Annotated in this window: 26 protein-coding genes and 1 other annotated feature; of the genes, 3 read left to right on the top strand and 23 right to left on the bottom strand. The window is 47.6% G+C overall.

Annotated features, from left to right (window positions below; genetic code table 11):
* Nucleotides 1–90 precede the first annotated feature (90 nt).
* Nucleotides 91–423, bottom strand: a complete 333-nt coding sequence (locus BVJ53_RS01490) for a DUF3397 domain-containing protein (RefSeq protein WP_129300842.1) — start codon at nt 421–423, stop codon at nt 91–93.
* A gap of 264 nt (nt 424–687) precedes the next feature.
* On the opposite strand from BVJ53_RS01490, the gene BVJ53_RS01485 reads away from it, so the two are divergent.
* A complete protein-coding gene (locus tag BVJ53_RS01485; RefSeq protein WP_129300841.1) occupies nt 688–807 on the top strand; it encodes a DUF4044 domain-containing protein in 120 nt (39 codons plus the stop codon).
* 102 nt (nt 808–909) lie between these two features.
* Here BVJ53_RS01485 and cls read toward each other — a convergent pair whose 3' ends face one another.
* From cls to ezrA, 17 genes are all read right to left on the bottom strand, one after another.
* The gene (cls, locus tag BVJ53_RS01480) at nt 910–2343 is read right to left on the bottom strand and encodes a cardiolipin synthase (protein ID WP_129300840.1); all 1434 of its coding nucleotides are present in this window, start codon (nt 2341–2343) and stop codon (nt 910–912) included.
* Nucleotides 2344–2616: 273 nt separating this feature from the next.
* Complete coding sequence (locus tag BVJ53_RS01475) at nt 2617–3429, bottom strand: amino acid ABC transporter substrate-binding protein (protein ID WP_129300839.1); 813 nt, start codon at nt 3427–3429, stop codon at nt 2617–2619.
* Complete coding sequence (locus BVJ53_RS01470; protein ID WP_129300838.1) at nt 3426–4064, bottom strand: amino acid ABC transporter ATP-binding protein; 639 nt, start codon at nt 4062–4064, stop codon at nt 3426–3428. Before BVJ53_RS01470 ends, BVJ53_RS01475 begins: the two co-directional genes overlap by 4 nt.
* 12 nt (nt 4065–4076) lie before the next feature.
* Nucleotides 4077–4733: an amino acid ABC transporter permease gene (locus tag BVJ53_RS01465; RefSeq protein WP_129300837.1), complete on the bottom strand. Its 657-nt coding sequence runs from the start codon at nt 4731–4733 to the stop codon at nt 4077–4079.
* Between the two features lie 610 nt (nt 4734–5343).
* Nucleotides 5344–6147, bottom strand: coding sequence for a septum site-determining protein MinD (gene minD / locus BVJ53_RS01460; protein WP_129300836.1), 804 nt, complete (start codon nt 6145–6147; stop codon nt 5344–5346).
* A complete protein-coding gene (locus BVJ53_RS01455) occupies nt 6148–6804 on the bottom strand; it encodes a septum site-determining protein MinC (protein ID WP_129300835.1) in 657 nt (218 codons plus the stop codon).
* Nucleotides 6805–6818: 14 nt separating this feature from the next.
* On the bottom strand, nt 6819–7349 hold the full coding sequence (gene mreD, locus BVJ53_RS01450; RefSeq protein WP_129300834.1) for a rod shape-determining protein MreD: 531 nt from the start codon (nt 7347–7349) through the stop codon (nt 6819–6821).
* A 3-nt stretch (nt 7350–7352) separates the two neighbouring features.
* The gene (gene mreC, locus BVJ53_RS01445) at nt 7353–8213 is read right to left on the bottom strand and encodes a rod shape-determining protein MreC (protein WP_129300833.1); all 861 of its coding nucleotides are present in this window, start codon (nt 8211–8213) and stop codon (nt 7353–7355) included.
* Nucleotides 8214–8299: 86 nt separating this feature from the next.
* Nucleotides 8300–9301, bottom strand: a complete 1002-nt coding sequence (locus BVJ53_RS01440) for a rod shape-determining protein (protein WP_129300832.1) — start codon at nt 9299–9301, stop codon at nt 8300–8302.
* Nucleotides 9302–9437: 136 nt separating this feature from the next.
* Complete coding sequence (gene radC / locus BVJ53_RS01435) at nt 9438–10106, bottom strand: RadC family protein (protein ID WP_129300831.1); 669 nt, start codon at nt 10104–10106, stop codon at nt 9438–9440.
* A gap of 131 nt (nt 10107–10237) precedes the next feature.
* Nucleotides 10238–10882 carry an HAD family hydrolase gene (locus tag BVJ53_RS01430; protein WP_129300830.1) on the bottom strand — a complete coding sequence of 215 codons (645 nt, stop codon included), beginning with the start codon at nt 10880–10882 and terminating at the stop codon, nt 10238–10240.
* Nucleotides 10879–12165, bottom strand: a complete 1287-nt coding sequence (locus BVJ53_RS01425; protein WP_129300829.1) for a bifunctional folylpolyglutamate synthase/dihydrofolate synthase — start codon at nt 12163–12165, stop codon at nt 10879–10881. The genes BVJ53_RS01430 and BVJ53_RS01425 overlap by 4 nt, the downstream gene beginning before the upstream one ends.
* A gap of 269 nt (nt 12166–12434) precedes the next feature.
* The gene (locus tag BVJ53_RS01420; RefSeq protein ID WP_129300828.1) at nt 12435–15077 is read right to left on the bottom strand and encodes a valine--tRNA ligase; all 2643 of its coding nucleotides are present in this window, start codon (nt 15075–15077) and stop codon (nt 12435–12437) included.
* A 149-nt stretch (nt 15078–15226) separates the two neighbouring features.
* Nucleotides 15227–15429, bottom strand: a binding site (T-box leader).
* A 37-nt stretch (nt 15430–15466) separates the two neighbouring features.
* Nucleotides 15467–16135 (bottom strand): redox-sensing transcriptional repressor Rex, encoded by a 669-nt coding sequence (locus BVJ53_RS01415; protein ID WP_129300827.1) that lies wholly within the window; start codon nt 16133–16135, stop codon nt 15467–15469.
* A gap of 293 nt (nt 16136–16428) precedes the next feature.
* Complete coding sequence (thiI, locus tag BVJ53_RS01410; RefSeq protein ID WP_129300826.1) at nt 16429–17646, bottom strand: tRNA uracil 4-sulfurtransferase ThiI; 1218 nt, start codon at nt 17644–17646, stop codon at nt 16429–16431.
* A gap of 17 nt (nt 17647–17663) precedes the next feature.
* Nucleotides 17664–18821 (bottom strand): cysteine desulfurase family protein, encoded by a 1158-nt coding sequence (locus BVJ53_RS01405; protein WP_129300825.1) that lies wholly within the window; start codon nt 18819–18821, stop codon nt 17664–17666.
* 384 nt (nt 18822–19205) lie between these two features.
* Complete coding sequence (gene ezrA, locus BVJ53_RS01400; protein WP_129300909.1) at nt 19206–20909, bottom strand: septation ring formation regulator EzrA; 1704 nt, start codon at nt 20907–20909, stop codon at nt 19206–19208.
* A 176-nt stretch (nt 20910–21085) separates the two neighbouring features.
* Here ezrA and BVJ53_RS01395 point away from each other — a divergent pair, with 176 nt between their 5' ends.
* Together BVJ53_RS01395 and rpsD are read left to right on the top strand one after the other, a co-directional pair.
* Entirely contained in the window at nt 21086–21568 is a 483-nt protein-coding gene (locus BVJ53_RS01395; protein WP_129300824.1) for a GAF domain-containing protein, read from the top strand.
* A 175-nt stretch (nt 21569–21743) separates the two neighbouring features.
* A complete protein-coding gene (gene rpsD, locus BVJ53_RS01390; protein WP_010488729.1) occupies nt 21744–22355 on the top strand; it encodes a 30S ribosomal protein S4 in 612 nt (203 codons plus the stop codon).
* Between the two features lie 152 nt (nt 22356–22507).
* Here the strand turns inward: rpsD and BVJ53_RS01385 are convergent, their stop codons facing one another.
* The 5 genes from BVJ53_RS01385 to BVJ53_RS01365 all read right to left on the bottom strand — a co-directional run bounded on the left by BVJ53_RS01385 (nt 22508) and on the right by BVJ53_RS01365 (nt 26459).
* Entirely contained in the window at nt 22508–23347 is an 840-nt protein-coding gene (locus tag BVJ53_RS01385; RefSeq protein ID WP_129300823.1) for a DUF1129 domain-containing protein, read from the bottom strand.
* Entirely contained in the window at nt 23319–23687 is a 369-nt protein-coding gene (locus BVJ53_RS01380) for a PadR family transcriptional regulator (RefSeq protein WP_129300822.1), read from the bottom strand. The genes BVJ53_RS01385 and BVJ53_RS01380 overlap by 29 nt, the downstream gene beginning before the upstream one ends.
* Nucleotides 23688–23916: 229 nt before the next feature.
* Entirely contained in the window at nt 23917–24237 is a 321-nt protein-coding gene (locus tag BVJ53_RS01375; RefSeq protein ID WP_129300821.1) for a helix-turn-helix transcriptional regulator, read from the bottom strand.
* Nucleotides 24238–24412: 175 nt separating this feature from the next.
* Nucleotides 24413–25717 carry an APC family permease gene (locus BVJ53_RS01370; RefSeq protein WP_129300820.1) on the bottom strand — a complete coding sequence of 435 codons (1305 nt, stop codon included), beginning with the start codon at nt 25715–25717 and terminating at the stop codon, nt 24413–24415.
* The gene (locus BVJ53_RS01365; protein WP_129300819.1) at nt 25710–26459 is read right to left on the bottom strand and encodes a gamma-glutamyl-gamma-aminobutyrate hydrolase family protein; all 750 of its coding nucleotides are present in this window, start codon (nt 26457–26459) and stop codon (nt 25710–25712) included. The genes BVJ53_RS01370 and BVJ53_RS01365 overlap by 8 nt, the downstream gene beginning before the upstream one ends.
* Between the last annotated feature and the right edge of the window lie 118 nt (nt 26460–26577).

Raw genomic sequence — 26577 nt, 5'->3', positions numbered from 1 at the left:
TTTTATGTTTTAAAAAACCTTTAAGGCGCGAAAAAGTCCGTGATCACAACGATCACGGACTTTTTTAAAACGTGGATAAAAAGTGGGGGGTTATCCCAAAAAATAGATCAATATGCCGCCAAACCACCAACAAGTGGTGGCTAATGAGAGGATTCTGGTCAACATGCGCCAATAACGGTAGATAATGAGATCATATTCACGAACGACCTGCCAAATAACCAGGATTAAAGCGATCACCATGGCCGTAAATAAAAGCACCCAAATAAAATTCGGGGCTTTCGCAAAAGTCAGCTGAAAAATGGCCCAAAAATTAACCAGCGTTAATAAGAGGAACCAAGAACCGCCATGAAAATTAAAGTACACCACTGCTGCGACAACCACGAACCACACTAAAATTGGCAATCCCAACGCAAGCAACACCATAACGAGTCCTCCTGGAGGCAGCGGCCTGAAGCGCTGTCTGTTGATCCTTTTCTAATTAACCCTACTCAAAGCAGGGATAAGCGTCAAGCTTGATTTATTTGAAAAATGAATCGTTGCAACGGCGACTCATGTCGTACAGGGTTCAATATGATCCCATTCATAAAGAAACAATAATTTTTTCAAAATCCTCCACCATCTAAGTTGCCGAGCCTTACAAAAACCAGTACAATGAGAGCCAGCAGAATAACAAAGGTGGTGTTCTCGGTGCAGAAAAAGAAAAAGTCTAAATTTCAAAAAATGACGATCATCAGCGCTTGGGTGATGATTATCATTACTGTGCTCGGCGTCGTTCTCGGTGCCCTCGCTAGTTTACAAATTATCTAAACCGATCACCCAAGAGCTTTAATAGAATGACTTGCAAAAAAGGCCTAACGACATGATGAGTCTGTCGTTAGGTCTTTTTTTCTTATGCACGCACCGACTGTCTCACAGAATTGGCGCCAACAACCGTGAAAGTTCCTCTCCCAGCCGTGCGGGTCGCTTTTTGGCATCGATGACTTTTTGTGTATACGGCATTGCCCGTTCCATGTCGGCAAGGAAAAGTTTCTGAAACGTTTTGCCGACCCGGTGATCATAAATAAACGCTGCGATTTCAAAGTTTAACTTAAAGGAACGAATGTCGAAGTTGGCAGTTCCGGTAGAAACGTATTTACCATCGACCACAATCGTTTTAGCATGCAGGAAACCTTCCTCATACAAGAATGCCTGACCACCGTTGGCCACGACTTGATTCAGGTAAAACCGCGAAGCTTTGGCCATCAGTTCCTGATTAGTTTTCTTAGGAATCATGATGCGCACATCGACTCCGGCATTAGCCGCGATCGTCAATGCATCCAATAAACTATCATCCGGCACAAAATAAGGCGACTCGATCCATATACTGCGCTTAGCCTGATTGATGAGGCCTAGATAGCCCAGCTTAATCGCTTCAACCTGCTGCTCCGGTCCTCCGGCAACTACTTGCATCGTCGTATTACCGGTGACAACCGGTTCGCGGAAAAGAACATCGACGTTTTTAACCTGTTGCTTCTTGCTAGTTCCATTCCAATCCATCAAAAAGCGCGCTTGAATCACAGCAACTGCTTTACCCTGAATTCGCAGCTGGGTATCGCGCAACATGGGCAAGCCATGATGCTCTTTTCCTAAATTAAAGCCGCCCAAATAGGCCAAATCTCCATCAATGACAATCAATTTACGGTGATTTCGAAAGTTAATCCGCGGATTCCATCGTCCAAGTTTCGTCGCGACAAACCGCTCGACTTGGCCACCTGCATCCGTCAAACCTTTCCAGAAACTAATCGGCAAGCCGTGAGACCCAAAAGTGTCGTACAAAACGCGCACAGTAACACCGGCATGCGCCTTTTCAATTAATAAATCCCGTAACTGCCGACCGATTGCATCCGGCTGAATGGTGTACGCTTCAATATGAATATGCTCGGTCGCTAACCCGATATCTTCAAACAATTGCTTAAAAAAGGCTTCGCGTAACGCCAAAACCTGAACCTCGTTATGGGTGGTCACTAAAGCATCATCCGCCCGCAATAACGTTCGAACTAGCTCGGAAACACCGCCGCTGCCAGGGGTGCCAATTAACGGCTGACCGACAGCTAATGCTTCTTGCTGCTGAACGACTAGGTCATTGATGCCTAAAAGTCGTTGCGTCATCAAGTCTTGCATGCGATCAGCCCGCAGCTTACGGCCAAACACAAAATAAATTAAAAACCCGACAATTGGCAACAACATCAATACCAACAGCCAAGCCCAGACCGTAGAGATGTCACGATGCGATCGAAAAACGGTCACAATCGCTATCAGTGCATTTGCCAGATAAAGTCCGCCAAAAGTCAGCCAAAGCCACATAAATCTGCCCCCTCGCTAAGTCATGCCATATCAACCTGTTTGTCAAGCAATAACATGCAATGATTATACTCTACTTTACCGACAAGATAGCTCAAAAGTCCAGCGGCGGTGCTTGTTTCTAAAGGGGAGCGTCGTCTTGACACTATCTACTGACAACAAAGTCGCTCCAGCCAAATTAGCCAGTTCCTGACATAGCATTTGTCTCAGCGTTTTGAAGGTGATTGATAAATGATGGCAACTACTAACCAAAACTCATCCGAACGCGCCCGGCAATCAATCCTCAACTTTGCCGAACCACTTCTTTTGTAATTTTGCGATGGTACCGTCAGCTTTCAATGCCTTCAAGCCAGCGTTAATTTTACTGCGCAAAACGTGGTCGGATTTACGCATCCCCACAGCAAAATCTTCTGGTGGAAAAGGATCGTTAACGATATGATAACTTGACGGATCTGCTTTGTGGGCAATGTAATAACGCGCATAAACCTCATCCATCAAAATTCCTTGAATCCGCCCAGCATCTAAGTCAATGAAGGCGTCATTGAAGGTATCGTAAAGAATCGGGGTTTTGTTAGCAATCATGTTCTTTAAGATTTTCGGTTGAGCATCCAGATCAAACGCACCGCTTGATCCCGTTTGGACGCCAAGGGTTTTCCCTTTCATATCCCGCAACGAGTTGATTTGACTTTTAGTTTTGGTAACCAGAATCTGGTGGTTAATTAGGTAGTTATCTGAAAAGGCGACCTTTTTTTTGCGTTCGGGCGTTACCGAATAGCCGTTCCAAATCAAGTCAATGGTTTGATTCTTCAGTTCGGTTTCTTTCATGGACCAGTCAATCGTCTGAAAATCGACTTTGATACCATAGCGCTTAAAAACGGCCTTCGCCAAATCAATGTCATATCCGGCAAGCTGACCGTTCTTTAGCCGAAAACCCATCGGTACGAACGTGTCGTCTAAGCCGATCACAACTTTTTTGTTGCGCTCAATCCGTGGCCAGGAATTGTTAACGGTTTCGCGCGCACAGCCGCTGATGATAAAACCTGCCATGGCCAGAACCATCATGACAGCTAATAGAATTCGCCGTTTCATTGGTCATCACCGCCTTTGCCAACGTGATAAGTCGTGTCCGCAACACTTTTGGCAAAGTCCATATCATGGGTCACCACGACCTGCGTCATCCCGGAAGCCTTAAACTGATTAACCATTTCGGCCACGTTCTCTCGCAATAACGGATCCAGTGCGCTGGTCGGCTCATCATACAAAAGGATTTGTGGATTCAACGCCAATGCCCGCGCAATTGCGACTCGTTGCTTTTGTCCCCCGGAAAGTGAATAAGGATATGCCTTTTCTTGATCAGTTAACGCTAATTGATCTAATAGTTTCTTGGCAGTCGCATCTGCCTGCTGCTGGTCGACCCCTTGCAGTGTGGGCGCCAGCGTAATATTCCGCATGACGGACAGATTCGGAAAAAGTTCGAAGTTCTGAAACACAACGCCGATGATGCCCTGTTTGCGCATAGCCTGAGCGGTTGTTGGCTTGCCGTTCCAAATCATGGTGCCCGAATCAGCCTGTTCTAATCCGCTGATAATTCTCAGCAGTGTTGTTTTCCCGACGCCACTAGGCCCAACAATCGCTAAGGTTTTGCCATCCTCAATGGTTAATGTGACATTTTTCAAAACTGGTCGGCCATTAAAAGATTTGTTGATATTTTTCAGCTCTAACATATTCGACGCCTCCTAGCGATAGTATGAAAATGCTGCTTCGATCCGTTTTTGCAGGAATGTCAGAATCAGCGTCAGCAACAGGTAAATGACCCCGACCAGCACAAGCGGCAACAAAGTGACATCACGCGCACTTGCAATGTTCCCAGCTCGCAACAGATCGCCTAAGCCGATGACATAAACCAAACTGGAATCCTTCACGAGGTTGATGACTTCGTTACCGATGGAAGGCAAAACAATTTTGACGACTTGCGGAATGACGACATACCGCAGTGCCTGCCAGCGCGTCATGTTCAAAACGGTACTGGCTTCAAACTGCCCCTCATCAACGGCCCCAAAGCCACCACGGAAGATTTCCGCAAAGTATGCAGCGTAATTCAGAATAAATGCGACCAAGGCCGCCGAGAACCGATCGAAAACAATTCCGATAATCGGCAAACCATAAAAGATAAACATTAGTTGTAGCAATAATGGCGTGCCACGAAAGACCCAAACGTAACCTTCCAAAAGGCTTTTGCCTGCTTTCCCTAGAATCGATTTAGGCTTGGGAATGAGACCCACCGATAAAATCAAGCCAAGTGGAATAGCACCAACCAACGTGATGGCAAAAATCCCCAAAGTCAATTTCACACCAGATAATAAAGCCGGTAAAATTTGAAAAATATAAGTCATGGTGCTTCCTCCTTCAAATCCGTGGCAACTTTGATGCCATGGTTTTTGTTCATTTTGTTAATAGCGTTTTGTGGTTAGCGGTTTGCACCCGGCAGCTGGCAGAATACCAAAAAGCGTCCTCTTGCATTAAGCAAGAGGACGCTTTTTGCGCGGTACCACCTCAGTTTGCCGACTGTTCACACAGCCGACCTCGTGTGGTTAAAATCAACTCCAAAAGTTTCATTCGAAATCGCAGTCATAAAAAAACCTCTTACAGCAAATTGCTGTAAGAGGACGGCTTAAACCGCGGTTCCACCTCAGATTTACCAATTGCTCACACAATCGGTCTCATGTAGTTATTTCAACCACGGCGATAACGAGCCCAACCGAGACGACCTACTGATGTTCAATCGTCCACTCATGGATGTGTGATCAACGGATGACTGCCCAGTTCCCATCAACCCGGACTCGCTTAAAGTCATGGCCGCTCATCGATTCCACTCAACGCTTTAATGAATTGTCACTAAATTACACCGAAAATCATCGAAAGTCAACTATTCCAAAAGATTTGTTCAGTTTTCAGCGGGAACGCGATGGCCGAATCTCGACGTCTGCGTCTCACAGATGCTTGTCATGATTCGGTATGCCGATGAAAAAGTTTTGCCCAGAACCCTTGCTTTTTAAGGCGAATGTCCATGAGCGGTACGCTATCGCCCAACAGTCGCCGAGCAATATTGCGATACCCTTTGCTGGCCAAATCGTCGGGATCCATGACAATTGCCTCACCTTTGTTTGAGCTTTCAATCACACCGTCATCATCAACGATAATGCCCAACAAATCGAGTCCCAAATGACTGGTGATTTCGTCAATGTCCATCGAACGGCCATCTGCCAGCATATTTTGACGAATACGGTTGATAATCAGTCGTGGTTTAAGCGGCATATCCCGCTGTTCAAGCAAACCAACCACCCGATCAGCATCACTGACTGCCGAGATTTCCGGGGTGGTCACGACAATTGCCCCATCGGCAGCCCCAGTCGCATTGCGAAAACCTTGTTCAATACCAGCCGGCGAATCAAGAATGATATAGTCAAAATCCGGCCGCAACTGTTCAACAATCTCGACAACCTGCTCTGGCTCCAAGGCATCCTTTTCAGCGTTTTGCGCCGCTGGCAATAAGTATAACAGGTCATCGAAACGTTTATCTTTGATCAAGGCTTGATGCAGTTTAGCCCGGCCGGTGACAACATCGACAATGTCATAAATAATCCGATTGGAAAGCCCCATAACCACATCCAAATTACGTAAGCCAATGTCAAGGTCTAATAAAACAACCCGCTTGCCTTGCAGTGCCAACGCGGTGCCGATATTGGCCGATGTGGTTGTTTTGCCGACACCACCTTTACCGGAAGTAACCACTAACGCTGTACCCATCTACATAGCCTCCATTTGCTTGAATAATCGCGGCCGAATGTTCGCCAGTTCAGACATTTTGGCGTGTGTCATTGTATGTAACTTGCTTAAATAAGCAACCGGCTTGAGCGGATCATAGTGATCGGCGACAATCTCGATCACATCGGCAATCCGCACCTGGCTGGCCCCTTGAAGATCGCCAACGACAACGGCGCGTGTATCTCCATGGCTGCCAGCCTGTACCACGCCACTGACCTTACCCATCACAAAGATATTCCCGGAAGCACATAAAGTCGCACCAGAATGCAGATCGCCCAAGAAAAGCACATCACCCATGATGTCAATCGTTTGGCCAGACCGAACAACGCCGCCAATACGATGCGTCATTTTGCCCGTAACCATATCTGCCACTACATCTTTATCAACGACCGCACTGGTAATGCCATTGATTGAAAAACGCGGAAAATCGGCGAAAACCGATTGAATTTGGGTAAGCTGCTCTTCAGTCAACAAACGGTTACCAGTTTCCAAGCGATAACTGACTTCACCGGTTGGCGTTTCTTCATACAGCTTCCCCAGTAACGTTTTCAACGTCCTGATGATCTGCATAAAATCCGCTGTATCCCGAAGCTGTAGCGCCAGACTGTCGTTTCGACCCTTTAAGACCACACTGTCCACATCATCACCCCAAACTATTCTTCCGCTAAGTTAATCAATACCCGATGTAACGGACCATACACAATAACAAAGAGAATCAGGTTGACGGTCAACCCGGGCCCTAGGTGATTGGCAATTAGCGTCACCACACCAGAATTACCATAGCCAATAAAATGATTCACAAAATAATTGGCGATACTATACAGCAGTAGCGCAATGATATAGACCATTCCGACAAAAACTGCGGTGTGTGGAATGTACGGCCGAATCTGGCGAACGATATAAATGACTAACGCAAACAATAACGCATTGACTCCTAATATGCCAGTGTAAAAGCTGTCAAAAACCAACCCGATCAAAGCACCAATCCAGGTTGTGTACTTCTCTTCCGGAACCAGCAGGGTCACCATGACCAACCCTAACAAGGTCAACTGCGGAATGCCCATAAAACTCGGCTGCATAATCCACTGAGCCAACACTGATGCCAGACTGCCATCAATTAATAACAGCAAAAGCAGGATTGAAATAATCCACCAATGCCCTGTAAAGTGTTTTTCGTTCAACATATATCAGTCACCCTTGATTGTTCGCGAAATGACCGTCACAACCGTTACATCATTCAGGTTCGCTGCTGGTGACAGATAAACGTTATTGGCAAGCCCATAGTCATCTTTTTTTACACTAGCAACTTCCCCGATAAGCAAGCCTTTTGGAGTCATCCCGCCTAAGCCACTGGTCACAACCTTATCGCCTTTTTTAATCGTATGCTCGCTGCTTAGTTCGCCAAGAACCAAATCACCCGACTTTTCGTCATAGCCAGTGATAATTCCGTTAACTTCTTTATCCTCACTCGTTTCAACGGCAGCAGCGACGCGATCACTGGACTTATTGGCAGTCGATAGCATTTCGACTTTTGAATTGGTTCGGTTGACCTCAACGATCCGGCCAACCAATCCGGATCCTGCCATTACCGGCATGCCTTTTTTAACGCCTGCTGCACTGCCTTGGTTAATCACCACTATGTTCCGCCAATCACTCGGCGCTCGCAAAATAACGGCTGCACTAATTTGAGAGTAATCGGTCAAAGTCCCATTCAATTTCAACTGTTGTTTTAACTGTTGATTTTCGCGTTTCAGTGTTTGAACCTGAACCTTGGTCTGAGCCAGACTATCTAGCTGTTGTTTCAGGTGCTGATTTTCCTGGAACGTATTCATCAAATTATGCACGTCATCCAACCCGTTGCGGGCTAAATCCCCTGGTAAGGCAACTATGCGCCCACCGATGCCAACAACATCATTGGCAATCCGCTGAATAAACGGCGGGGTATTGCGATTGTTGCTCACATAAGTCGACCCAGCGACCAGGCCAAGACTGACCAGCAATGCGATCATGAGGGCGATCAATTTTTTATTGGAAAAGAATTTCTGCATTGGTTCCTCCGTCACACTCGCGAAAAGAGGCCAGGATCCTTCATCCCAGCCTCTTGCCACACGCAAAGCTCTTCATTTATGGGCTGTTAGCGTTTCTTTAAAACGTCAATATTCTTCAACGATTCGCCAGTTCCGATCGCAACGCAATCAAGTGGATCTTGGGCAATGAAAACCGGCACCTTGGTTTCATCGGAAATGACATCAGGCAGATGCTTCAAAAGCGCCCCACCACCAGTCAAGACGATACCGTGATCAATCACATCAGCCGCAATTTCTGGAGACGTTTCTTCAAGCGTTTCTTTAATAGCCGTGATGATATCAAGCACATTTTCATGAATCGCCGTGGCAATATCCGTTGCCGAAATATCGATTGTCTTAGGCAAACCACTTAGTAAATCTCGACCGCGAACCGTCATTCCGTCGATGTCAGCGGCTTTTTCAACCGATGCCGAACCGATTTGAATTTTCATTGCTTCAGCGGTTCGTTCGCCGATTAATAAATTAAAGTTCTGTCGCAGATGATTGATAATGGCTTCGTCAAACTTGTCACCGGCTACCCTAATGGAACGGCTCGAAACGATACCGCCTAATGAAATCGTGGCAACGTCGGTTGTGCCGCCACCGATATCAACGACCATACTGCCTGTCGGATCCATGACCGGCAAGCCGGCACCGATCGCCGCGGCATATGGTTCTTCAATGACAAATGCATCCCTTGCGCCCGCGACTTTCGCTGCATCAATGACAGCGCGCTTTTCAACTTCTGTAACCCCACTTGGCACGCAAATCATCACCTGTGGATGGCTGCCATTCCCCAATGCTTTTTGCATGAAGTATTTCAACATAGCCGCAGTTGTGTCGTAGTCAGCGATGACCCCATCTTTCATTGGTCGGATCGCCACGATATTGGTCGGGGTACGACCGATCATGTCGCGGGCTTCTTCACCAACGGCAATGACTTCTTCCGTCTGGGTATTCTTCGCGACCACGGAAGGCTCATTTAAGACAATGCCTTTACCGTCGACGTAAACTAAGGTATTTGCGGTGCCAAGATCGATCCCGATATTCTTTGATCCAAATCCAAACAAGACGTTCTCTCCTTATGCTGACTCATTTCGTATTAACTCAATGCATTATAGCATATTTATTTCTGTGACAAAATGTGAAACCGCCTGATTTTGGCACCTTTCCGCCAATTTCAAAAAACCTTACAATTTTCTTGAATTAATTAAAGTCAGGATCGTCTCGGGCAAAAGAATAAAACGCCCGCCCGCCAATAATCAAATGATCCAGCAAATTCATCCCTAGCAACGCTGCTGCCAACTGAAACCGCGTTGTCGTGTCGCGATCTGCCTGACTCGGCGCCGGATCGCCACTGGGATGATTGTGAACCATAATGAGATTCGTGGCACTCAACTTTAATGCTTCACGAAATACCACCCGCGGATCAGCCAATGCGGAATCAACCGTACCAATCGCCACAGTTTGCTCGGTAATAATCTGATTTTTGACATCTAAAAACAAGATCAACATAGACTCCTGATTAGCACCGGCAAAACGTGAGACCATCGTCTTGCCTAACTGTTCGCTATTTTTAATCTGCCCATACCGAACGGATTGTCGGCGCATTACTCGGCGGCCCAGTTCCACACCTGCCAAAATACTGGCACGTTTGGCGGCACCTAAGCCACGAATGTGATCCAGCGATTCGCCATCGCCTTCTGCCAAACCTTGCAACGCCGGATAAGTCGCCAACACCTCGCCCACGATTTCTTTGACCGGATAATGCTGATTCCCGGCCCGCACAATCAGTTGCAATAATTCTGCATCCGTCAGTGCTGCCGGTCCGTGCGCCAATAATCGTTCACGCGGTTGTTCAGTTGCATCTGCCATCGTTTTCCCCCTGGTAGCACACTTGCAGGTCGCATCAGCTTAGGTCGTTAAACTACGCTCCGAGCGACTCCTGATTGAATGCCCTGTTTGTGCGCTGCGAATTTAAGCCAATTTATGACTCATTAGGAAGATTACGCAAATGTGCGATGCTTTTGCAGCCAGTCCGGCAGTTCGCTGATGGATGCTAAAATGGCCGTCGCTTTTTCATCCGGCTGCTGGGCAATACCAGGAATCATGATCACAGGCAGGTCGGCACCCGCTGCAGCCGCCACCCCGACATGCGTGTCTTCAATGACGATTGCTGGGCCAGCGTCTAAACGTGTTTTCATAACCTGATACACTTCGGGATCCGGCTTATGTGCCTTGACATCACTGCCGGTCAACATTGGGTCAAACCAGTCTTTCCAACCGGCTGCTGCCAAAACCACATCGACATAATGTTGAGCACTACTGGTTGCCAAAGCCAGCCGATAACGAGCAGCACGCAACATTCTCAGGGCTTCATCAGCTCCAGGCAACACAAAATCGGCACCATTGCGAATCCGATCCAACACATCCTTGGTCGAAAATTCTTGAAACCACGCAGCATTTTCCGCTCCCACAAGATCGGCAATAATCTTGGCTTCGTTTGGCCCTGCTGAACCGACTAATGGGCGAAAATCGTCTTCGGTTCGCTTCAAACCCAACTCAGCAGCGGCGCGCACATTACTTTGAAGATAAATCGCTTCGGTATCAACCAAGGTCCCGTCCAGATCAAAAATTACGGTTGTTGTCATGACTTCCCCTCCAATAAAGTTTGACGCACGGCAGCAGCAAGGTACAAGGATCCCGTGATCACAATCGGTTGCTCCGGATCATCGTCCAAACTGGCTGCCAATGCCGCCTGCCATGAGTCTCTTAACTGTCCTTCATGAAGCCTTTGGTATCCGGCTTCAGGTAATGCACGTGGTGTCCCCGGCACTGGCACGAGGTAAACAGTCGCAAATGCCCGTGTCAGCATATCTGCCATCGCTTCATAGTCCTTGTCAGCCAAAATACCGGCAATCACCGTGATCGGTCCGGAAAACAGTTCTTGCAACGCAGCGACCAGGCCCTTAATACCGTCCGGATTATGCGCACCATCCAGTACAATAAACGGTGAATCGCTAATCTTTTCAAGCCGCGCCGGCCAGCGACTGGCCGCAATGCCTTGGCGAATATCGCGCGCCGTCAATGGCCAGTGGGCTGCCTGTGCATAAACTTTAGCGGTTTTAATCGCAATCGCCATATTGCGCTGTTGATAGTCCCCAACCAATGGAACGATCAGATCCGGTAACGATCCGGCTTCGTCTTGGTATGTCAAACGCTGTCCCCAGCCGTGCAGCTTGGCTTTGGGAACCGTGAAATCCCGACCGAAGCGAAACCACTGACTGCCGGTGGATTGCGTTTTGGCCGCTACCACTGCCGCTGCATCGGGTACCAAGTCGCCGGTGACTACCGGAACTCCCGGCTTGATGATGCCAGCCTTATGTGTCGCAATCGCCGTAATGGTATTGCCTAACAACTTCTGATGATCCAGCGCCACCTCTGTCAACACACTCACAACCGGCGTGATGACATTGGTTGAATCCGTATCTCCGCCAATGCCGACTTCAATGACCGCCACATCAACGCGACGTTGGCGAAAATACCAAAAAGCCAAAGCGGTGACAAATTCAAACTCGGTCACATTAAAGTCAGGCTGAGCGGTGCGCAAGCCATCAAGTGCTGCCCGGGCGACCGCAACCGCCTGTACCAGTTCATCATCGGGAATCGGCTTATGGTCAATCATCATGCGTTCATTGAAACGCATAATAAACGGCGAGGTAAACAACCCCACTTCTAATCCGCTCGCTTCCAGCACGTGCGCAATGGCATTAGCCGTTGATCCTTTCCCGTTCGTGCCGGTAATGTGGATATAGTGACCTTTTTCCTGCGGGTCGCCAAGCGCATGCAACAATGTCAAAATACGACGATGATCACCGGTTTTGGCCAAACGCGGAAAAGAATGAATATAAGCAACACTTTCAGAGTAGTTCATCGTTAACTTCCTTCAATCGTGACATCCATGCAGACACCGCTTTTGCAGCACCTCAATATGGCTTAATCATACCAGAAAATGCTGGTCGGCTCGTTTACTGACAACGGAAATTTTTGTCAGATTCAGGTGAACACACGGATTTACGTGTACAAAAAAGATCGCACCAATTTGGGATGCGATCTTTTTTAGTAGCCTAACGTATTGCTCACGCTCACCACTTGAATGTTGGCGGGCAAAACACTTTAACAGCAAGACAGAGCTTCGACCTCTTACGCCTGCTGTAACTGCTCAAGTCGCTGCTGGGTGCTGTTAAGCTGGTCGGCGAAGTCGCTGCGCTTGGTGCGCTGTTCGGCGACAACCGCTTCAGGTGCTTTGGACAGGAAGCCTTGATTGTTGAGTTTCTTGTCAATTCGGGCAATTTCCTGTTTAAGCTTCTTGGCATCTTTGGTCAACTTGGCCTTTTCTTCGTCCAGATCGACCAATTCATTGAGCGGCACAAAGATTGTTGCACCGGTAATGACGGCGCTGCCAGCCATTTTCGGCTCTGCTACATCGGTTCCGACGGTGAATTCCTTGCTGTTAACAAACCGATCGATGAAATCGAAGTTCTCGTCAAAAATCGGCTTCAGAGCAGGGTCCGTCAACTTCACGATAATATCAACCTTGGTCTTAAGCGGTGCGCCTGCTTCTTTACGAATACTGCGAACGCCGCGGATAAGCGCAATGATGGCATCCATCGCACTGGTTGCGTCGGCATTTTCAAACGCAGTGTTTTCCACTGGGTAGCTGGCGGTCACGATAGACTTGCCAGTGTGCGGTAAAGCCAACCACAACTTCTCGGTCACAAACGGCATCACTGGGTGCAAAAGCCGCAGAATCTGATCCAGTGCATAAGCCAGATTAACCCGCTTAGCTGCTTTGGCCTTTTCGTCGTCGCCGTAAAGGATTTCCTTGCTCATCTCAACATACCAATCGGCAAAAACATTCCAGGTAAAGTTATACAAAGTCCGACCCATTTCACCGAATTCAAAGCGTTCAGACAGATCGGTGACCTGCTTAATGGTTTCATTTAACTGTGAAAAAAGCCATTTATCAGATAAGTCGAATGTATCTGGATCAGGCTGCTGTGGCTTGTCTAGGTCACCTAAGTTCATCATCACGAAGCGCGAAATATTCCAAATCTTGTTGATGAAATTCCAGGCAGCTTCAACCTGTTTGTAACTAAACCGCGTATCCTGACCTGGCTTGTTACCTGTGATCAGGAACCATCGCAAAGCATCAGCGCCATATTTTTCAATGACGTCCATCGGGTCAATCCCGTTTCCGAGCGACTTACTCATCTTCCGGCCTTGTTCATCCCGCATCAGACCATGAATCAGCGTGTATTGGAACGGACGCTCGCCGGTAAAGTGCAACCCTTGGAAAATCATGCGGGCAACCCAAAATGGAATAATATCGTAGCCGGTCACCAAGGTGTTGGTTGGGTAATACCGCTTATAATCCGGCGCATCGGTATTTGGCCAACCCATCGTGGAAAATGGCCACAAAGCACTGGAAAACCACGTGTCTAGCACATCAGGATCCTGTTGCCAGTTTTCGATATCTTTCGGCGCTTCCATACCGACGTAAGTTTCGCCGGTGTGCTTGTTATACCAAGCCGGAATCCGGTGACCCCACCATAGTTGTCGGGAAATAACCCAATCGTGAATATTTTCCATCCACTGCAAATAAGTGTGCTCAAAGCGTTCCGGAACAAAGGTTACTTTCTTGTCACTTTCCTGTTGGGCCTTGATAGCTGCTTCAGCGAGCGGCTTCATTTTGACAAACCACTGCGTCGACAAACGGGCTTCGACTTGAACGCCGGTCCGCTCGCTGTGACCAACACTATGCACAATCGGTTCGACTTTAAGTAACAGGCCTTCCTTGTCCAAATCCGCCACCATGGCTTTACGGGCTTCGAAACGATCCATCCCATTATATTTGCCGGCATTTTCATTCATCGTGCCGTCATCGTTCATGGTATTGATGCGCTTCAGATCATGGCGATTGCCAACCTGAAAGTCGTTAGGATCGTGCGCTGGGGTGATTTTAACGGCCCCAGTTCCGAAGTCAGGATCAACGTAGGCATCCTCAATGATTGGAATTTTGCGATTAGCCAGCGGTAAAATCAATTCCTTGCCGACCATATCTTTGTAGCGCTTGTCACCAGGATGAACCGCCACCGCCGTATCACCCATCATTGTTTCCGGACGGGTCGTGGCGATTTCAATATACCCGCTACCATCGGCAAACGGATACTTGACGTGGTAAAACGCACCTTTATCGTCTTTATGAATGACTTCGATATCAGACAATGCCGTGCGCGCTTGCGGATCCCAGTTGACAATATATTCGCCGCGATAAATCAAGCCTTGTTTGTATAGGTCGACAAACACTTTTCGAACAGCTTCATTCAAGCCTTTGTCCAAGGTGAATCGCTCACGGCTGTAATCCAGTGACAAGCCCATCTTAGCCCACTGCCCGTGAATGGTTTTGGCAAATTCATCTTTCCACTCCCAGACTTTTTGAACAAACTTTTCACGGCCTAGGTCATAACGGCTGATGCCTTCTTTGCGCAACTTGGCTTCAACTTTTGCCTGCGTCGCAATTCCGGCATGGTCCATCCCCGGCAACCATAGCGTATCGAAGCCTTGCATCCGCTTCTGGCGAATCACAATATCCTGCAAGGTTGTATCCCAGGCATGGCCCATGTGCAGCTTCCCGGTCACATTAGGTGGCGGAATAACAATCGAATACGGCTTGGCTTGCGGATCGCCGCTTGGCTTAAAGACATCTTCGTCCAGCCATTCCTGATAGCGGCCTGCTTCGACCGCTTTATGATCATATTTTGGTGCTAATGTTTCATCATTCACTGGCTCCACCTCACAAATTTTTTCTGTCCATCCAGGTTTTCGGGATTGCGGTCTACAGATGGCCGACCGCATTGGTTCGCGCTTCCCCATAACGCGCGCCCCAGCACAGGAGCCGGTTCGCGCACACAAAAATCGCCCTAATTATCAAAAATTAGGACGATTTCACTCGCGGTACCACCTAAATTGGGAATGACTTCCCCACTTAATTCAGGATAACGGCTGTCACCGGCCGTTCCTTACTTGCTTCAGGACGGCAGCTCACAAGCTACAATCACGATCCCTTTTCGAGATTCACACCAACCATCTCGTCGCTGGAAAAAAAGACCATGACCCTCTTGATCATTGCATTAGCTGCATTATAACCCGTGGGCATAGCAGGGTCAACGCCATCACGATTGCTTTAAAGGTGTTTTTGGTTCTTGCACTAGCTTGCTTTGATGGTCAACAAACAGTAACGCTTGTAATTCACTGGTCAAGTCAATATAGCGAATTTTTGTTCCTGGTTGGGCCGGAACAGGCTTGGGTGCAAAGGTCAAAATAGCCGTTATGCCATTAGCTTCAAGTTGGCTAATCACTGATGCCTGAGCAGAACTCGGCACACAGACAATCGCGGTGTGCATTCCCGGACGGATTTTTTCGGATAAGGTCGCTAAGTTATAAATCGGAATACCCGCAATCGTTGTCCCGATCAAGCTGGGATCCGTGTCGAAGCCCATCACAATGGATAAGTCAGGATTACGCCGAAAATTATTGGTCAGCAGTGCGCGCCCCAGATTCCCGCAGCCTACCAGCAACATCTGCTCTTCGGAGTGAACCTCTAACAATTCGCCAAAAACTTCCGCAAGCAAATCAACCGAATAGCCGTAACCGCTGCGGCCTAAATCGCCAAAATTAGAAAAATCACGGCGAATAGTGGCTGGGGCAATATGAACCAACTTGCTTAACCGATCCGAGCGCACCCGTTTGACCCCCGATTGTTGTAAAGCTTTGACCGTTCGATAGTAAACCGGAATTCGTTTAATCGTTGCTTGTGATAATGCGAGTTTATTGACGACCAAAATGAACACCTCCGCGCCTATTTGTTAAATATTTCACATATTCAGTTTAACAGATGTAAGCGATTTTAGCCACCTTTTTCATGCCAAAAGATTGGTTAATGGCAGATTGTGCTTCATATTGACTCAGTTACCAGCGATACGGGAGATCATCGTTTATAAGCATCGGAAAAAGGTTTCGTGAAGACGCGACTAAAATGATGAGATTTTTTGTGAATTTTTTCCTTTAGCCAACAAAACAACACCGGACGCCAGAGGTAACAACTTCATTACCACCTGCGCCCGGTGATTAAGCTTTAGAGCAACTCTGCAATAACGTCCTGATCCTGATTCATAAACTGATCCGAGGACTTGATCTCCTGAATCTTGATCCCAGCTAAGGCTCGCGTCATCAGCCCGTCAACATCCAGTTTGCTTTCATAATAGCGGGCACGATCGGTCTTAGGCTTGGTCTTTGGGGATGGCGGCGCAAAAATCGTGCAACAATCCTCGAATGGCATGATTGATAAGTCATATGTGCCGATTTTTTCAGCTTCGGCGATAATTTCGTTTTTATCCATCGTCGCCACCGGCCGAATAATCGGCATCGTTGTCACATCGTTAATCGCCGCCATGGACTCCAATGTCTGTGACGCCACCTGGCCGACTGATTCACCGTTGAAAATGGCCAGATCACCCCGTTGCTTGGCAATCGCTTCCGTAAGGCGTAACATCAGCCGACGTTGAACCGTCATCAGATACCCTTCAGGAACTTTTGCTTTAACGTCTTCCTGAATTTCGGTGAACGGCACTTCAATAAAATAAATCCGTCCGACATACGGCGTCAATTTAGCGGTTAGCTGCTTGGCCTTATTCAACGCCTGCTGGCTGGTATAAGGCGGGCTGAAAAAGTGTACCATTTCAATATCCACACCACGCTTCAACGCATAATAGCCTGCCACCGGCGAATCAATGCCGCCGCTAAGCATCAACGCAGCACGACCGGCTGTTCCGACTGGCAAGCCACCTGCACCCTGAATGGTCTTCGTTGACAGATAAATGGCCTCGCGCCGAACTTCCACGCGCAGAATCATATCAGGATGGTGCATCTTAACCACCAAATCTGGCCGCTTATCTGTCAAAAAATCACCAAGATCCAGATTCATCGCATTCGTGTCCAAGGCAAAAGTATGATCACTGCGCCGCGTATTCACCTTATAACTAATGCCTTTAGGTGCCGTTTCGTTCATCAGCTGCAAGGCAACTTCATGCACTTTGGTCATATCTTTTTCAACGGCAATGCTTGGGGAAAAATTTTGAATGCCAAAAACCTGCGATAGCCGTGCCATCACCTGATCACTCGGTTCGCCATTCAATTCGATATGCATCCGGTCGCGTTTTGGCCGAATTGTCAGCTTAGGAAACTCATGTAACGCACGTGTCACATTACCATTCAGGCGGCCAATAAAGGCTTGCCGATTTTTGCCTTTGGTCGAAAGCTCGCCATAACGAACCATAATTTCTGAATATTGCATCTTAAAATCCTTTCAAATTAAACAGTCGCCTTATCGAGTTTGGCAAACTTGGCATAAATCTGGTCAAATGCGTCATTAAATGCATCCGCTTCGGCTAATGTATTGGCTTCGTCAAGGCTAACGCGAATGGCCGACGTCGCAATTTTGGGATCGGTATGCATCGCCGCCAGCGTGCTGCTTTCAGTCCCTTTTTTGCTTGAGCAAGCACTTGTGGTCGAGATATAAATCGCGTGATCTTCGAATGCATGCACAATCGTCTCGCCGCGCACCCCGGCAATAGCAAAACACAAAACATGCGGAGCAAAATCCGGCGTCAACTGGCTAAACATTGTTACCTTAGGCTTTTGGCTGACATGATCATAAATCCGTTTGCGAACTGCTTGCTGCTGCGCGACATTTTTGTCTTCGTTTGCCAGCAACAGCCGCAACGACTTTGCCATCGCCGCAATTGCCGGGACATTTTCGGTTCCTGAACGCCAATCACGCTCCTGGCCGCCACCAGTCAACAATGGATCGATCATGCGGCCCTCCTTGGCATAGATAAACCCTGTACCGCGGGGCGCATGGAACTTATGCCCGGAGAAACTGAGAAAATCAATTCGAGGATCTTGCAAAGCGGTATCCAGGCCCTTGCCAACCGCCTGAACCGCATCGACGTGAAAATGAATATTGGGATACGCATCCAGAACCCGTGCTGCTTGGACAATCGGCTGCATACTGCCAATCTCATTGTTCACAGCCATGATTGAAACCAGAATCGTATCTTTGCGAATCGCAGCCTTCAAATCATCGATATGAATAAAACCGCGGTGATCAACTGGCAGATACGTGACTTCAAAGCCCAACTTTTCAAGCTGTTTCATGCTGTTCATCACAGCTGGGTGCTCAATACTGGTCGTGATCAAATGCCCGCCAAACTCACGCTTCGCCATGGCGGTTCCCTTAATCACCCAGTTATCGCCTTCCGTGCCGCCGCTGGTAAAATAAATTTCATCCGGCTTAGCCCCGATCAACTTGGCAATCTGCGCCCGTGAACTCTGCAAAACCTCATCAGCCTTCGTCCCCAGCGCATGCAAACTACTCGGATTCCCAAAGAAATCCGTGCTGACCTTATTGTAAGTCGCCAAAGCATCAGGCGAAATCTTAGTCGTCGCACTATTATCAAAATAAATCATCAGCCGGCCCCTTCCGTTATTTAGACTGGGTTGAATTATAGACAAAAAGTTAGTAAGTTTCAAGAGAGCGCGAGCAGGAGCGTTTAGAAATCGGAGCATAAGTGGCCTCACACTGAGTGCTTGGTCTTTGGCCATTTAGGCGTGAGGTCCTTATGTGGAGATTTCTGCGACTGTGAGCGCGTTTTGTATCGGAGAACTTCAAACAGGCTTCGCCATTGCGACCAAGGTCCTTACACGCAAGCTCCTGCGCCGGTGAGCGCGTTTTAGTATCGGAAAACACCAGTCACACGCAGGCCCCTACGCCAGCAATAACGTCTCACAACAACATCTCCAACCACGCCCAAAACAAAAGCCAGCCCAATCAGACTGGCTTCCCAACAAGTCCTAATATAATGAAGCTTTCTTTCGCGCAAGATAAGCATCTTCCACCTTCTGATAGCTCCCTTGCTCGGTCTGTTCCAGCGCCGTTGCGAGTGTGTCCGCAGCCTGCTGGTAATCGAAATGCAGATAAAGTTCAGTGGCATGCTTCACCGCATCGGCCACCGGCTTAACCGTGGTCTTGTAGCGGTTGGCATACTGCATCAATTCTTCAGTCAAACCCGCGGCGTCAATCAATGCACTGCTTGCCTTTTTCAAATCTTCAATATCGCTTGCAATTTTAATCAGGAACTTCGCAATCGCATCCATATCGATTTTAACTTGATTCAAATCGTGATTCAGCTGTTCGATTTCCGAGGTAACATGCTTCACCTGATCTACATAATCCTGAGGCAGTCCCGGCAAGTGGTGGCGGACAATTTCATGTTTGATATTGCGCATATCAAGTTCAAAGTTTTCTGCTTGCTTGTTGGCAACGATCTCGCCTTTCTTCAATCCGGCCACATCTTGATTGATTTGAACCTGGTGCTTTTCAATTGCAGTGAGTTGCTCTTTCGTCGCATCAAACCGACCAATGACGTCAGAATAGACCGCTTGGCCGGCCTCGATAGCATCGGTGTCCTTCGTATAATTAGCATCAATCGTGTCAAGTTGCATTTTCAAATTCTTAGCTGTCTTGATTTCATGATGATTCAGGGTATAGCTTTGATCCAGATGCTCCAATTCTGCTTGCAACTCGCGATTCTGGCGTAACGCGTGGTCAATGAAGCGCCGCAAGTCTGGGGCAGCCACATCAACCCGCTTCTTGGCTTGCATTTCTTTTTCCATAATGGCATACATCTTATCGATTTCGGCTTCGATCTCGGCATTGGCCGCAGCAGTCGCGGCCACATCAATTGACTTCAACGCGGCATTCGCGTCTTTCATTTTTGCTTCGACATCTGCCACCATGCCTGGAATATCATCCGTAAAAACATAATGTGCTGTTGTTAATTGTCGATAACCATGTTGAATTTCATTAATCTGGCCAGGAAACTCATTAACCTGTTCATTGACCAATGGTGGCAATTCTTTAACCTGTTTTTTTAGTTCGTCCATTTGTGCGGACAACTGCTTAATCTCTACCTTAGCTGCCTGGTGATCGCCATCGTTGTTAATCTGGTCAATTTTTTGGAATAGTTGGGCTAATTGTTGCAACCGTTGTTCCAAAGCCGGCTGGGCATCGCCGAAAACAAAACTTTTGGCAAGGATGGTCTTGCGGGAAACCTGATAATCATCCCGCAGCCGCAACATTTTGCTCCGATTGTCGGCCTCATCATGGCGAATGTCCTGCAAGGCATCACTAATCAGTTCATATTGGTGGTGTGCCGTTTCGATTTTAGCTTCCAGCACTTTTGCAATCTTAGAGGCGTGATCAAATCGGAATCGTCTGACCTGATCTTCCAAATCAAGCAAAATTTTCTGGAGATCTGCCAAATCATGATCGTTTAGTTGATCAAACGCCCGCTCCCATTTGCCAAACGTCGCAAGGCTGTCGCCGGTCAGCTTCAGTTGCTCAATGCTGCGGATTTGACTCGAAAGCGCACCAATATCAATCGCCTCGACCTTTTCGTCTAAGTTCTTGATGCGAGTCTGAAAATAATGTTGTAACCACCAGACGCCGCCAGCCGCCACAATTATAATCACGACGATAATAAAGAACCAGATCATCCCTACACCCTCTGCTTTACCGATTATCTTTTCTGATTGCATTTCGCCCGCTTCACAGCTAAAATGCCGTTAAGTGTCAAAACACGAGAATATCCTAGCTACAAGTATCGCAAAAAAAGCCCTCAGTTAAAAGGCCTATATGCCGCTTTTCATAAATTCCTAAAAGGACTGATCAAATGACAACACTCGATCCCATCATCATCGACCAACTCGATGGCCTGCTCACAGGCGAAACCAACCCCATTACTGCACTCGCCAACGCCAGTGCATTGCTAAACGATAGCATGACCGACCTCAACTGGGCGGGTTTCTACCTTTTTAATACCAAATCCGGTCAACTCGATCTTGGACCTTTTCAAGGTAAAGTTGCCTGTATGCACATTCAGCCAGGCAAAGGTGTTGTCGGCACCAGCTACCAGCAACAATCCGTCATCCGCGTTGCCAACGTCCACGAATTTGCCGGCCACATCGCCTGCGATTCCGCCAGCAAAGCCGAAATCGTGGTTCCTATCAACGTTGACGGTAAAACAGTTGCCATCATGGACATCGATTCGCCAAAATTCGATCGGTTTAGCGAAGAAGACGAAAAGATCCTGACGCAATTCGGGCAGACATTAGCCGCACATCTTGACACTGCCGCGTTAAACACGGTATACTAGCTCGCGTGTAAAATAATGCAGCAGCGGCCGGCATGGTCGGCTCCAGTCCTGCCTCGGCGTTAAGCCGGTGACAGTAGTAACCGCGGCTGCAAAGGTGAACCTTTGCAGGACTGCCCGTGTGCTAAAGTCGCAATTCGTTATTTTACTCCAAATAAAAACTTGGAGGAATATCTATATGTCTCGTTATACTGGTCCTCGCTGGAAGCAAAGCCGTCGTCTCGGCTTATCCCTTTCCGGCACTGGTAAAGAATTAGCTCGTCGTCCTTACGCACCTGGTGATCATGGTGCCAACAACCGTCGGAAGATCTCCGAATACGGTCAGCAATTGCGTGAAAAGCAAAAGCTACGTTGGATGTACGGCTTAAACGAACGTCAATTCCAGAATCTGTTCCTGCGCGCCGGCAAGATCAAAGAAGGTACCCATGGTGATAACTTCATGATTCTGCTCGAAACCCGCTTGGACAACATGGTTTTCCGCTTAGGTCTGGCTTCCAGCCGTCCGCAAGCACGCCAACTTGTTAACCACGGTCACATCACTGTTGATGGCAAGCGCGTTGATATTCCTTCCTACGAAGTACAGCCTGGTCAAGTGATCGGTCTTCGCGAACGCTCACAAAACCTCGCTATCGTCAATGACGCCATCGAGAACACCGTTTCCCGTCCGGCCTACGTCACCTTTGACGACAACAAGAAGGAAGGCTCCCTCGTTCGCTTACCAGAACGTGGCGAACTCGAACCAGAAGTTGACGAATCACTGGTTGTTGAATACTATAACCAGAAACTTTAATACTTCAAATGGTGCAACCAACTTATTTTGTGAGTTGGTTGTTTTTTTGTTTTAATGCGGAGAACATTTCGGAAATTAAAAAGGCCAAATCAGGAATGGTGCCAAATCCTGACTTGGCCTTTTCTGTTTTGCAGTCATATTGCTGATCAACTTCAGTCGTCCGTCTTCGTTTTGCGGACAGCCAACCAGGACCATAACCCAAAAATAATTAACCCTAGCACCATCACTGCCGCCAATCCAATTCGCCCCGGCATGCTTTTCAGCAAAAAAGGTTGCCATGCCGGAATACGTGTGGCGATGCCAATCACTGCCATGATGCCGATAAATGGTACGAATGGCCACCACATCGTTTTATCGTCTTGTCGCCAAAATACAAATCCCAGGACGGTCGACAGAATACCAATCAGAACAATGCCACCGATTCCCGACAAATCAAGCTGCCAAGTTGTTTTGGTGAAGATCGGCAGGATAAAACCCGGTGCAACAAGCAAACTGCATGCCAGCCAGAGGACAAAAATCTGCAATTTGCCCCATCCTTGACTCATTTTATAGGTTGTGCGGCCAATATACTTAACGATCGCCATGGCTACAAAGGTGAAATAAACGCCAACAATAAGTTCTTCGCCGATATCCCAAGATTGAGTTGGCATCATCAAATTGGGAATGGTCGTGATCAAAAAATACCCGATCAAGACAGAGGCGATTATCTTAAACGAATTAACCCAGCCAATCGGAATTTCAGCCAAAATCTCATCGGCAGTTTCTTGCGGCTGCTTGCCAAAATAGTCAACTGCTGTCACGCCATCTTTTTGCGCCGCCAAGATATCCGTCAAAATCGTCAACAGTTCCTGCTCAATGGTCTTGCTGTCTTTTAATACCGACCTTGTCCGCATATACAATAACAAATCTTCGTAATACGTCTTATTCGCCGGTGTCAGTTGTGACCGGAGCTTGTTGTTTTCTTCAATGAGTTGGTTTTCTTTTGTTGTCATGCCCCGTCTCCTCCTCTGCGGTTAATAACTGGGTGACATGCTGGGTCAGCTGGTGCCATTCTTCAACAAAGTCATGGCGAGCGGCGGTACCGGCCGACGTGACCTGATAGTACTTGCGATCAGGGCCGTCTGGGGATGACCGTAACTGACTCGTGATCAAACCCCTTTTTTCCAAGGCCATGAGCAAAGGGTAAATCGTTCCCTTGGAGATTTCTGCAAAGCCGTATTTCTCTAACTCCTGGCTCAAGGTGTAACCATAGTATTCGCCGCGGCTAAGTATGATCAACACGCAGCCTTGCAAAATACCTTTAAGCATCTGGGTATGCAAATCCTGGGCCATTTTGTCCTCCTTTTCGGCTAGTAGGTAATGCCAGCTAGCTGCTGCTCATAATATACACCAGATTGACCTAACATGCAATACATACTACCTAAAAATACGATATCTACAAAAAGCCAGCTCGACTCTCCCAAATCAAGCTGGCTTTCTGTTGATATTATGATGACAAGAGTTTTTCCTTAAAAACAGCTAAAGATACGCAAAACAAATTATGGTCTCGGATACTTTTGGGTTAAAGTGCAGACATCGGGTCAATTCTCAATGTCAATGGCCGACCTAAAGCATTAGCGAGTTTTGTCAACGTTTCAATCGTGGTATTGCTTCCGTTCTCGATCCGGACAATCGTTGTCTTTGGAACGCCAGATTTCTCCGCTAGTTTGGCTTGTGTCAAGCCGGCTTCTTCGCGAGCTTCCAACAAAGCCAGTGCGCTTGCCATCTTATTCTTTTCTTCGGCATAGGTTTGTCGGAAAGAGGAATCCTTCATCATTTCGGCAAAATAAGCATCGAGATCACCTGAATGTTCAATCGTAAATTCATGCAAGTCTTTAGTCATCTGTCATCTCCTTCCCCCTTTTGACTATTAATACCGCTTGTATAGTCTAAATTCTGGTTTTTCCATAACAGGATTGTACCATGTAAGTGATTATACTGTAATCATACAACCAGTTTATCAATGTAACCAAAGTAACCAAACCGAGGGCTGCCTTTATTCAGACAAATTCTTAAAATCACGCCTTACCGTGTTCCCGATATGTGTAAGTCAAGAAGTAGAACGGTACGGCAACGACTAACGTACCTAAGCCAATGACAAGCTGGCTGATCTGTACCTGAACCAACAGCCACAAGCTAACCAAGATCGCCACTGCTGGAATAACCGGCCCTAATGGCAAATGGAACGTGCTGCTTTTGTCTTTGGTTTTGGTGTGGGCAAACACGATAACAGCCAAACAAGTTGGAATGTACTGAGCAAACCGCGAAACCGCGCTGATTTGAGCCAAGTAACCAAATGTGCCGGAGTAGGCAATGATCAGGGTGATAGTGGCGGACACAATGATGGCAACATACGGCGAGTTCACACGATTACGCTTGGCCAACAATTGCGGCATCATGTGGTTTTCTGCAAGTGCCACGCCTGACCGTGGGGTGATGAAGGAGCTAGCAACCAGCAGACCACCAGTCGATAGCAATGTCCCAGCCGCGACTAACGCATTGCCGAAACCGCCTGCCACTTTGGCGAAGGCAGTTTGAATTGGTGTGTTCGTATTCGCCAAGGCACTGCCTAAAATGCCGGTGCAAACAACCTGAATCAGAATATAAAAGAGTGCGACAACCGTCATGACCGTGGCCACCGCTTTAGGCAGGTTACGCTTGGCATTTTTCATGTCACCTGCCGCAACCACGAGGCCTTCAAACCCGGTGAAGGCGTAAAACATAACAACTGCGGCTTGGCCAAAACTGCCAGATTTATAACTGCCGCCGGGGAATAATGGCGTGAAGTTACTGCCTTTAATAAAGAAAATGCCGACCGCAACGAATAATACTAGCGGCACCAATTTGGAAACACTAATAATGTTGTTGACGACGGTGGAAACCCGCACGCCGGCGATGTTCATGAGTGCCAAGCCAATGACCATGACCGAAATGACCGTATCTTTGATAAGCGGTTGGTTCAATGATGGAAATGTGCCAACCAGTGCCGTAGTGAAAGCAACTGCCATCGTAGCTTCGGCGATAATACGAATGGCCCAAGTCACGAAACCGACTTCAAAACCGACAAAATCGCCAAACGCGTCTTTTGCATATAAATATGGGCCACCGTCGCGATCAAAATAAGTGGCTGCCTGCGCAAAACAAAGCGCAATTGTGATGACCAACAGCGCGTCGAAAAGTAACACGAAAATACTGGCGGAACCCATTAATTTGGCTGCCTGATTAGGTAAAAGAAAAATGCCGGAACCAATAATGCCATTGATACCAAGTAAAATCATACTCCAGTAGCCCATTTTCTCTTTTTTTACGATGCTATTATTCATGAGCCCCACTCCCTGCGCGTTTCACAATGTCTCTAAATAATGGTAACTGATCGGAAAAACTCGGCCACATGTTCTCCGGATGCCACTGAACGCCGAGAATCAAATCAGAGTCTTTGCTTTCCACCGCTTCAACCACGCCATCAGGAGCCTGCGCGGTTACCTTCAACTCCGATGCAACGTCTTTGACGGCTTGATGGTGACGAGAATTCACATAGCTACTCGTGCCCACCAATGACGCTAAATGCGAGCCTGGTTTAATTGCGACATGATGTGTTGGCCACTGTCCCGGTGCGGCCTGTGAATGCCGAATCGTGGCTTTAGGATTTTGGCTAGGCAAGTCTTGATAAAGTGTTCCACCTAATGCCACATTTAAAATTTGAATGCCGCGACAAATGGCAAAAATCGGTTTCCTTGCTTTCAATGTCGCCTTGATTAAGGCAATTTCAAACCGATCTTTTTGATAAGTCGCCCGCCCCATGGCTTGAATGGGTTCTTCATGATAAAACGTCGGGTCAACATCCGGTCCGCCTGGCAATACCAATCCGTCGAAAACGGCCACATACTGTTGCGCTAACGTTTCGGCAACAGCATCATCTTCCGGATAAGGCAGAATCAAAGGCGCACCGCCAACTTTCACAATGGCGTTTTTGATCATATTGGGCGCCATGTCTGCGTAATTTAAATTAATGACAGGCGAAGGCGCGACCATTGAATCACCTGTAAGTGCGATAATTGGTCGCATTTTATCAGCTCCTTGCTTTTTATATATTCTTGTATTTTAATCTTTATATAATTATTTTCAACTAGGTTTTTAATGAGACGCGATTTCTATTTACACAAAAACCGGATCATCGTCCCTT

This window comes from Lacticaseibacillus chiayiensis (genome assembly GCF_004123795.1).
Classification (GTDB): Bacteria; Bacillota; Bacilli; order Lactobacillales; family Lactobacillaceae; genus Lacticaseibacillus; species Lacticaseibacillus chiayiensis.
Note: the sequence above shows the minus strand (reverse complement) of the source record. Positions and strands in the feature narration are given on the sequence as shown.

Bases quoted from the DNA above. Each gene is read 5' to 3' on its own strand.
- mreD (WP_129300834.1), bottom strand. From the start codon at position 7,349: ATGTTGAACGAAAAACACTTTACAGGGCATTGGTGGATTATTTCAATC.
- thiI (WP_129300826.1), bottom strand. From the start codon at position 17,646: ATGCAATATTCAGAAATTATGGTTCGTTATGGCGAGCTTTCGACCAAA.
- BVJ53_RS01405 (WP_129300825.1), bottom strand. From the start codon at position 18,821: ATGATTTATTTTGATAATAGTGCGACGACTAAGATTTCGCCTGATGCT.
- cls (WP_129300840.1), bottom strand. From the start codon at position 2,343: ATGTGGCTTTGGCTGACTTTTGGCGGACTTTATCTGGCAAATGCACTG.
- BVJ53_RS01465 (WP_129300837.1), bottom strand. From the start codon at position 4,733: ATGACTTATATTTTTCAAATTTTACCGGCTTTATTATCTGGTGTGAAA.
- BVJ53_RS01370 (WP_129300820.1), bottom strand. From the start codon at position 25,717: ATGAATAATAGCATCGTAAAAAAAGAGAAAATGGGCTACTGGAGTATG.
- radC (WP_129300831.1), bottom strand. From the start codon at position 10,106: ATGGCAGATGCAACTGAACAACCGCGTGAACGATTATTGGCGCACGGA.
- minD (WP_129300836.1), bottom strand. From the start codon at position 6,147: ATGGGTACAGCGTTAGTGGTTACTTCCGGTAAAGGTGGTGTCGGCAAA.
- BVJ53_RS01425 (WP_129300829.1), bottom strand. From the start codon at position 12,165: ATGAACTACTCTGAAAGTGTTGCTTATATTCATTCTTTTCCGCGTTTG.
- mreC (WP_129300833.1), bottom strand. From the start codon at position 8,213: ATGCAGAAATTCTTTTCCAATAAAAAATTGATCGCCCTCATGATCGCA.
- BVJ53_RS01470 (WP_129300838.1), bottom strand. From the start codon at position 4,064: ATGTTAGAGCTGAAAAATATCAACAAATCTTTTAATGGCCGACCAGTT.
- BVJ53_RS01430 (WP_129300830.1), bottom strand. From the start codon at position 10,882: ATGACAACAACCGTAATTTTTGATCTGGACGGGACCTTGGTTGATACC.
- rpsD (WP_010488729.1), top strand. From the start codon at position 21,744: ATGTCTCGTTATACTGGTCCTCGCTGGAAGCAAAGCCGTCGTCTCGGC.
- BVJ53_RS01395 (WP_129300824.1), top strand. From the start codon at position 21,086: ATGACAACACTCGATCCCATCATCATCGACCAACTCGATGGCCTGCTC.
- BVJ53_RS01490 (WP_129300842.1), bottom strand. From the start codon at position 423: ATGGTGTTGCTTGCGTTGGGATTGCCAATTTTAGTGTGGTTCGTGGTT.
- BVJ53_RS01475 (WP_129300839.1), bottom strand. From the start codon at position 3,429: ATGAAACGGCGAATTCTATTAGCTGTCATGATGGTTCTGGCCATGGCA.
- ezrA (WP_129300909.1), bottom strand. From the start codon at position 20,909: ATGATCTGGTTCTTTATTATCGTCGTGATTATAATTGTGGCGGCTGGC.
- BVJ53_RS01380 (WP_129300822.1), bottom strand. From the start codon at position 23,687: ATGGCCCAGGATTTGCATACCCAGATGCTTAAAGGTATTTTGCAAGGC.
- BVJ53_RS01375 (WP_129300821.1), bottom strand. From the start codon at position 24,237: ATGACTAAAGACTTGCATGAATTTACGATTGAACATTCAGGTGATCTC.
- BVJ53_RS01365 (WP_129300819.1), bottom strand. From the start codon at position 26,459: ATGCGACCAATTATCGCACTTACAGGTGATTCAATGGTCGCGCCTTCG.
- BVJ53_RS01385 (WP_129300823.1), bottom strand. From the start codon at position 23,347: ATGACAACAAAAGAAAACCAACTCATTGAAGAAAACAACAAGCTCCGG.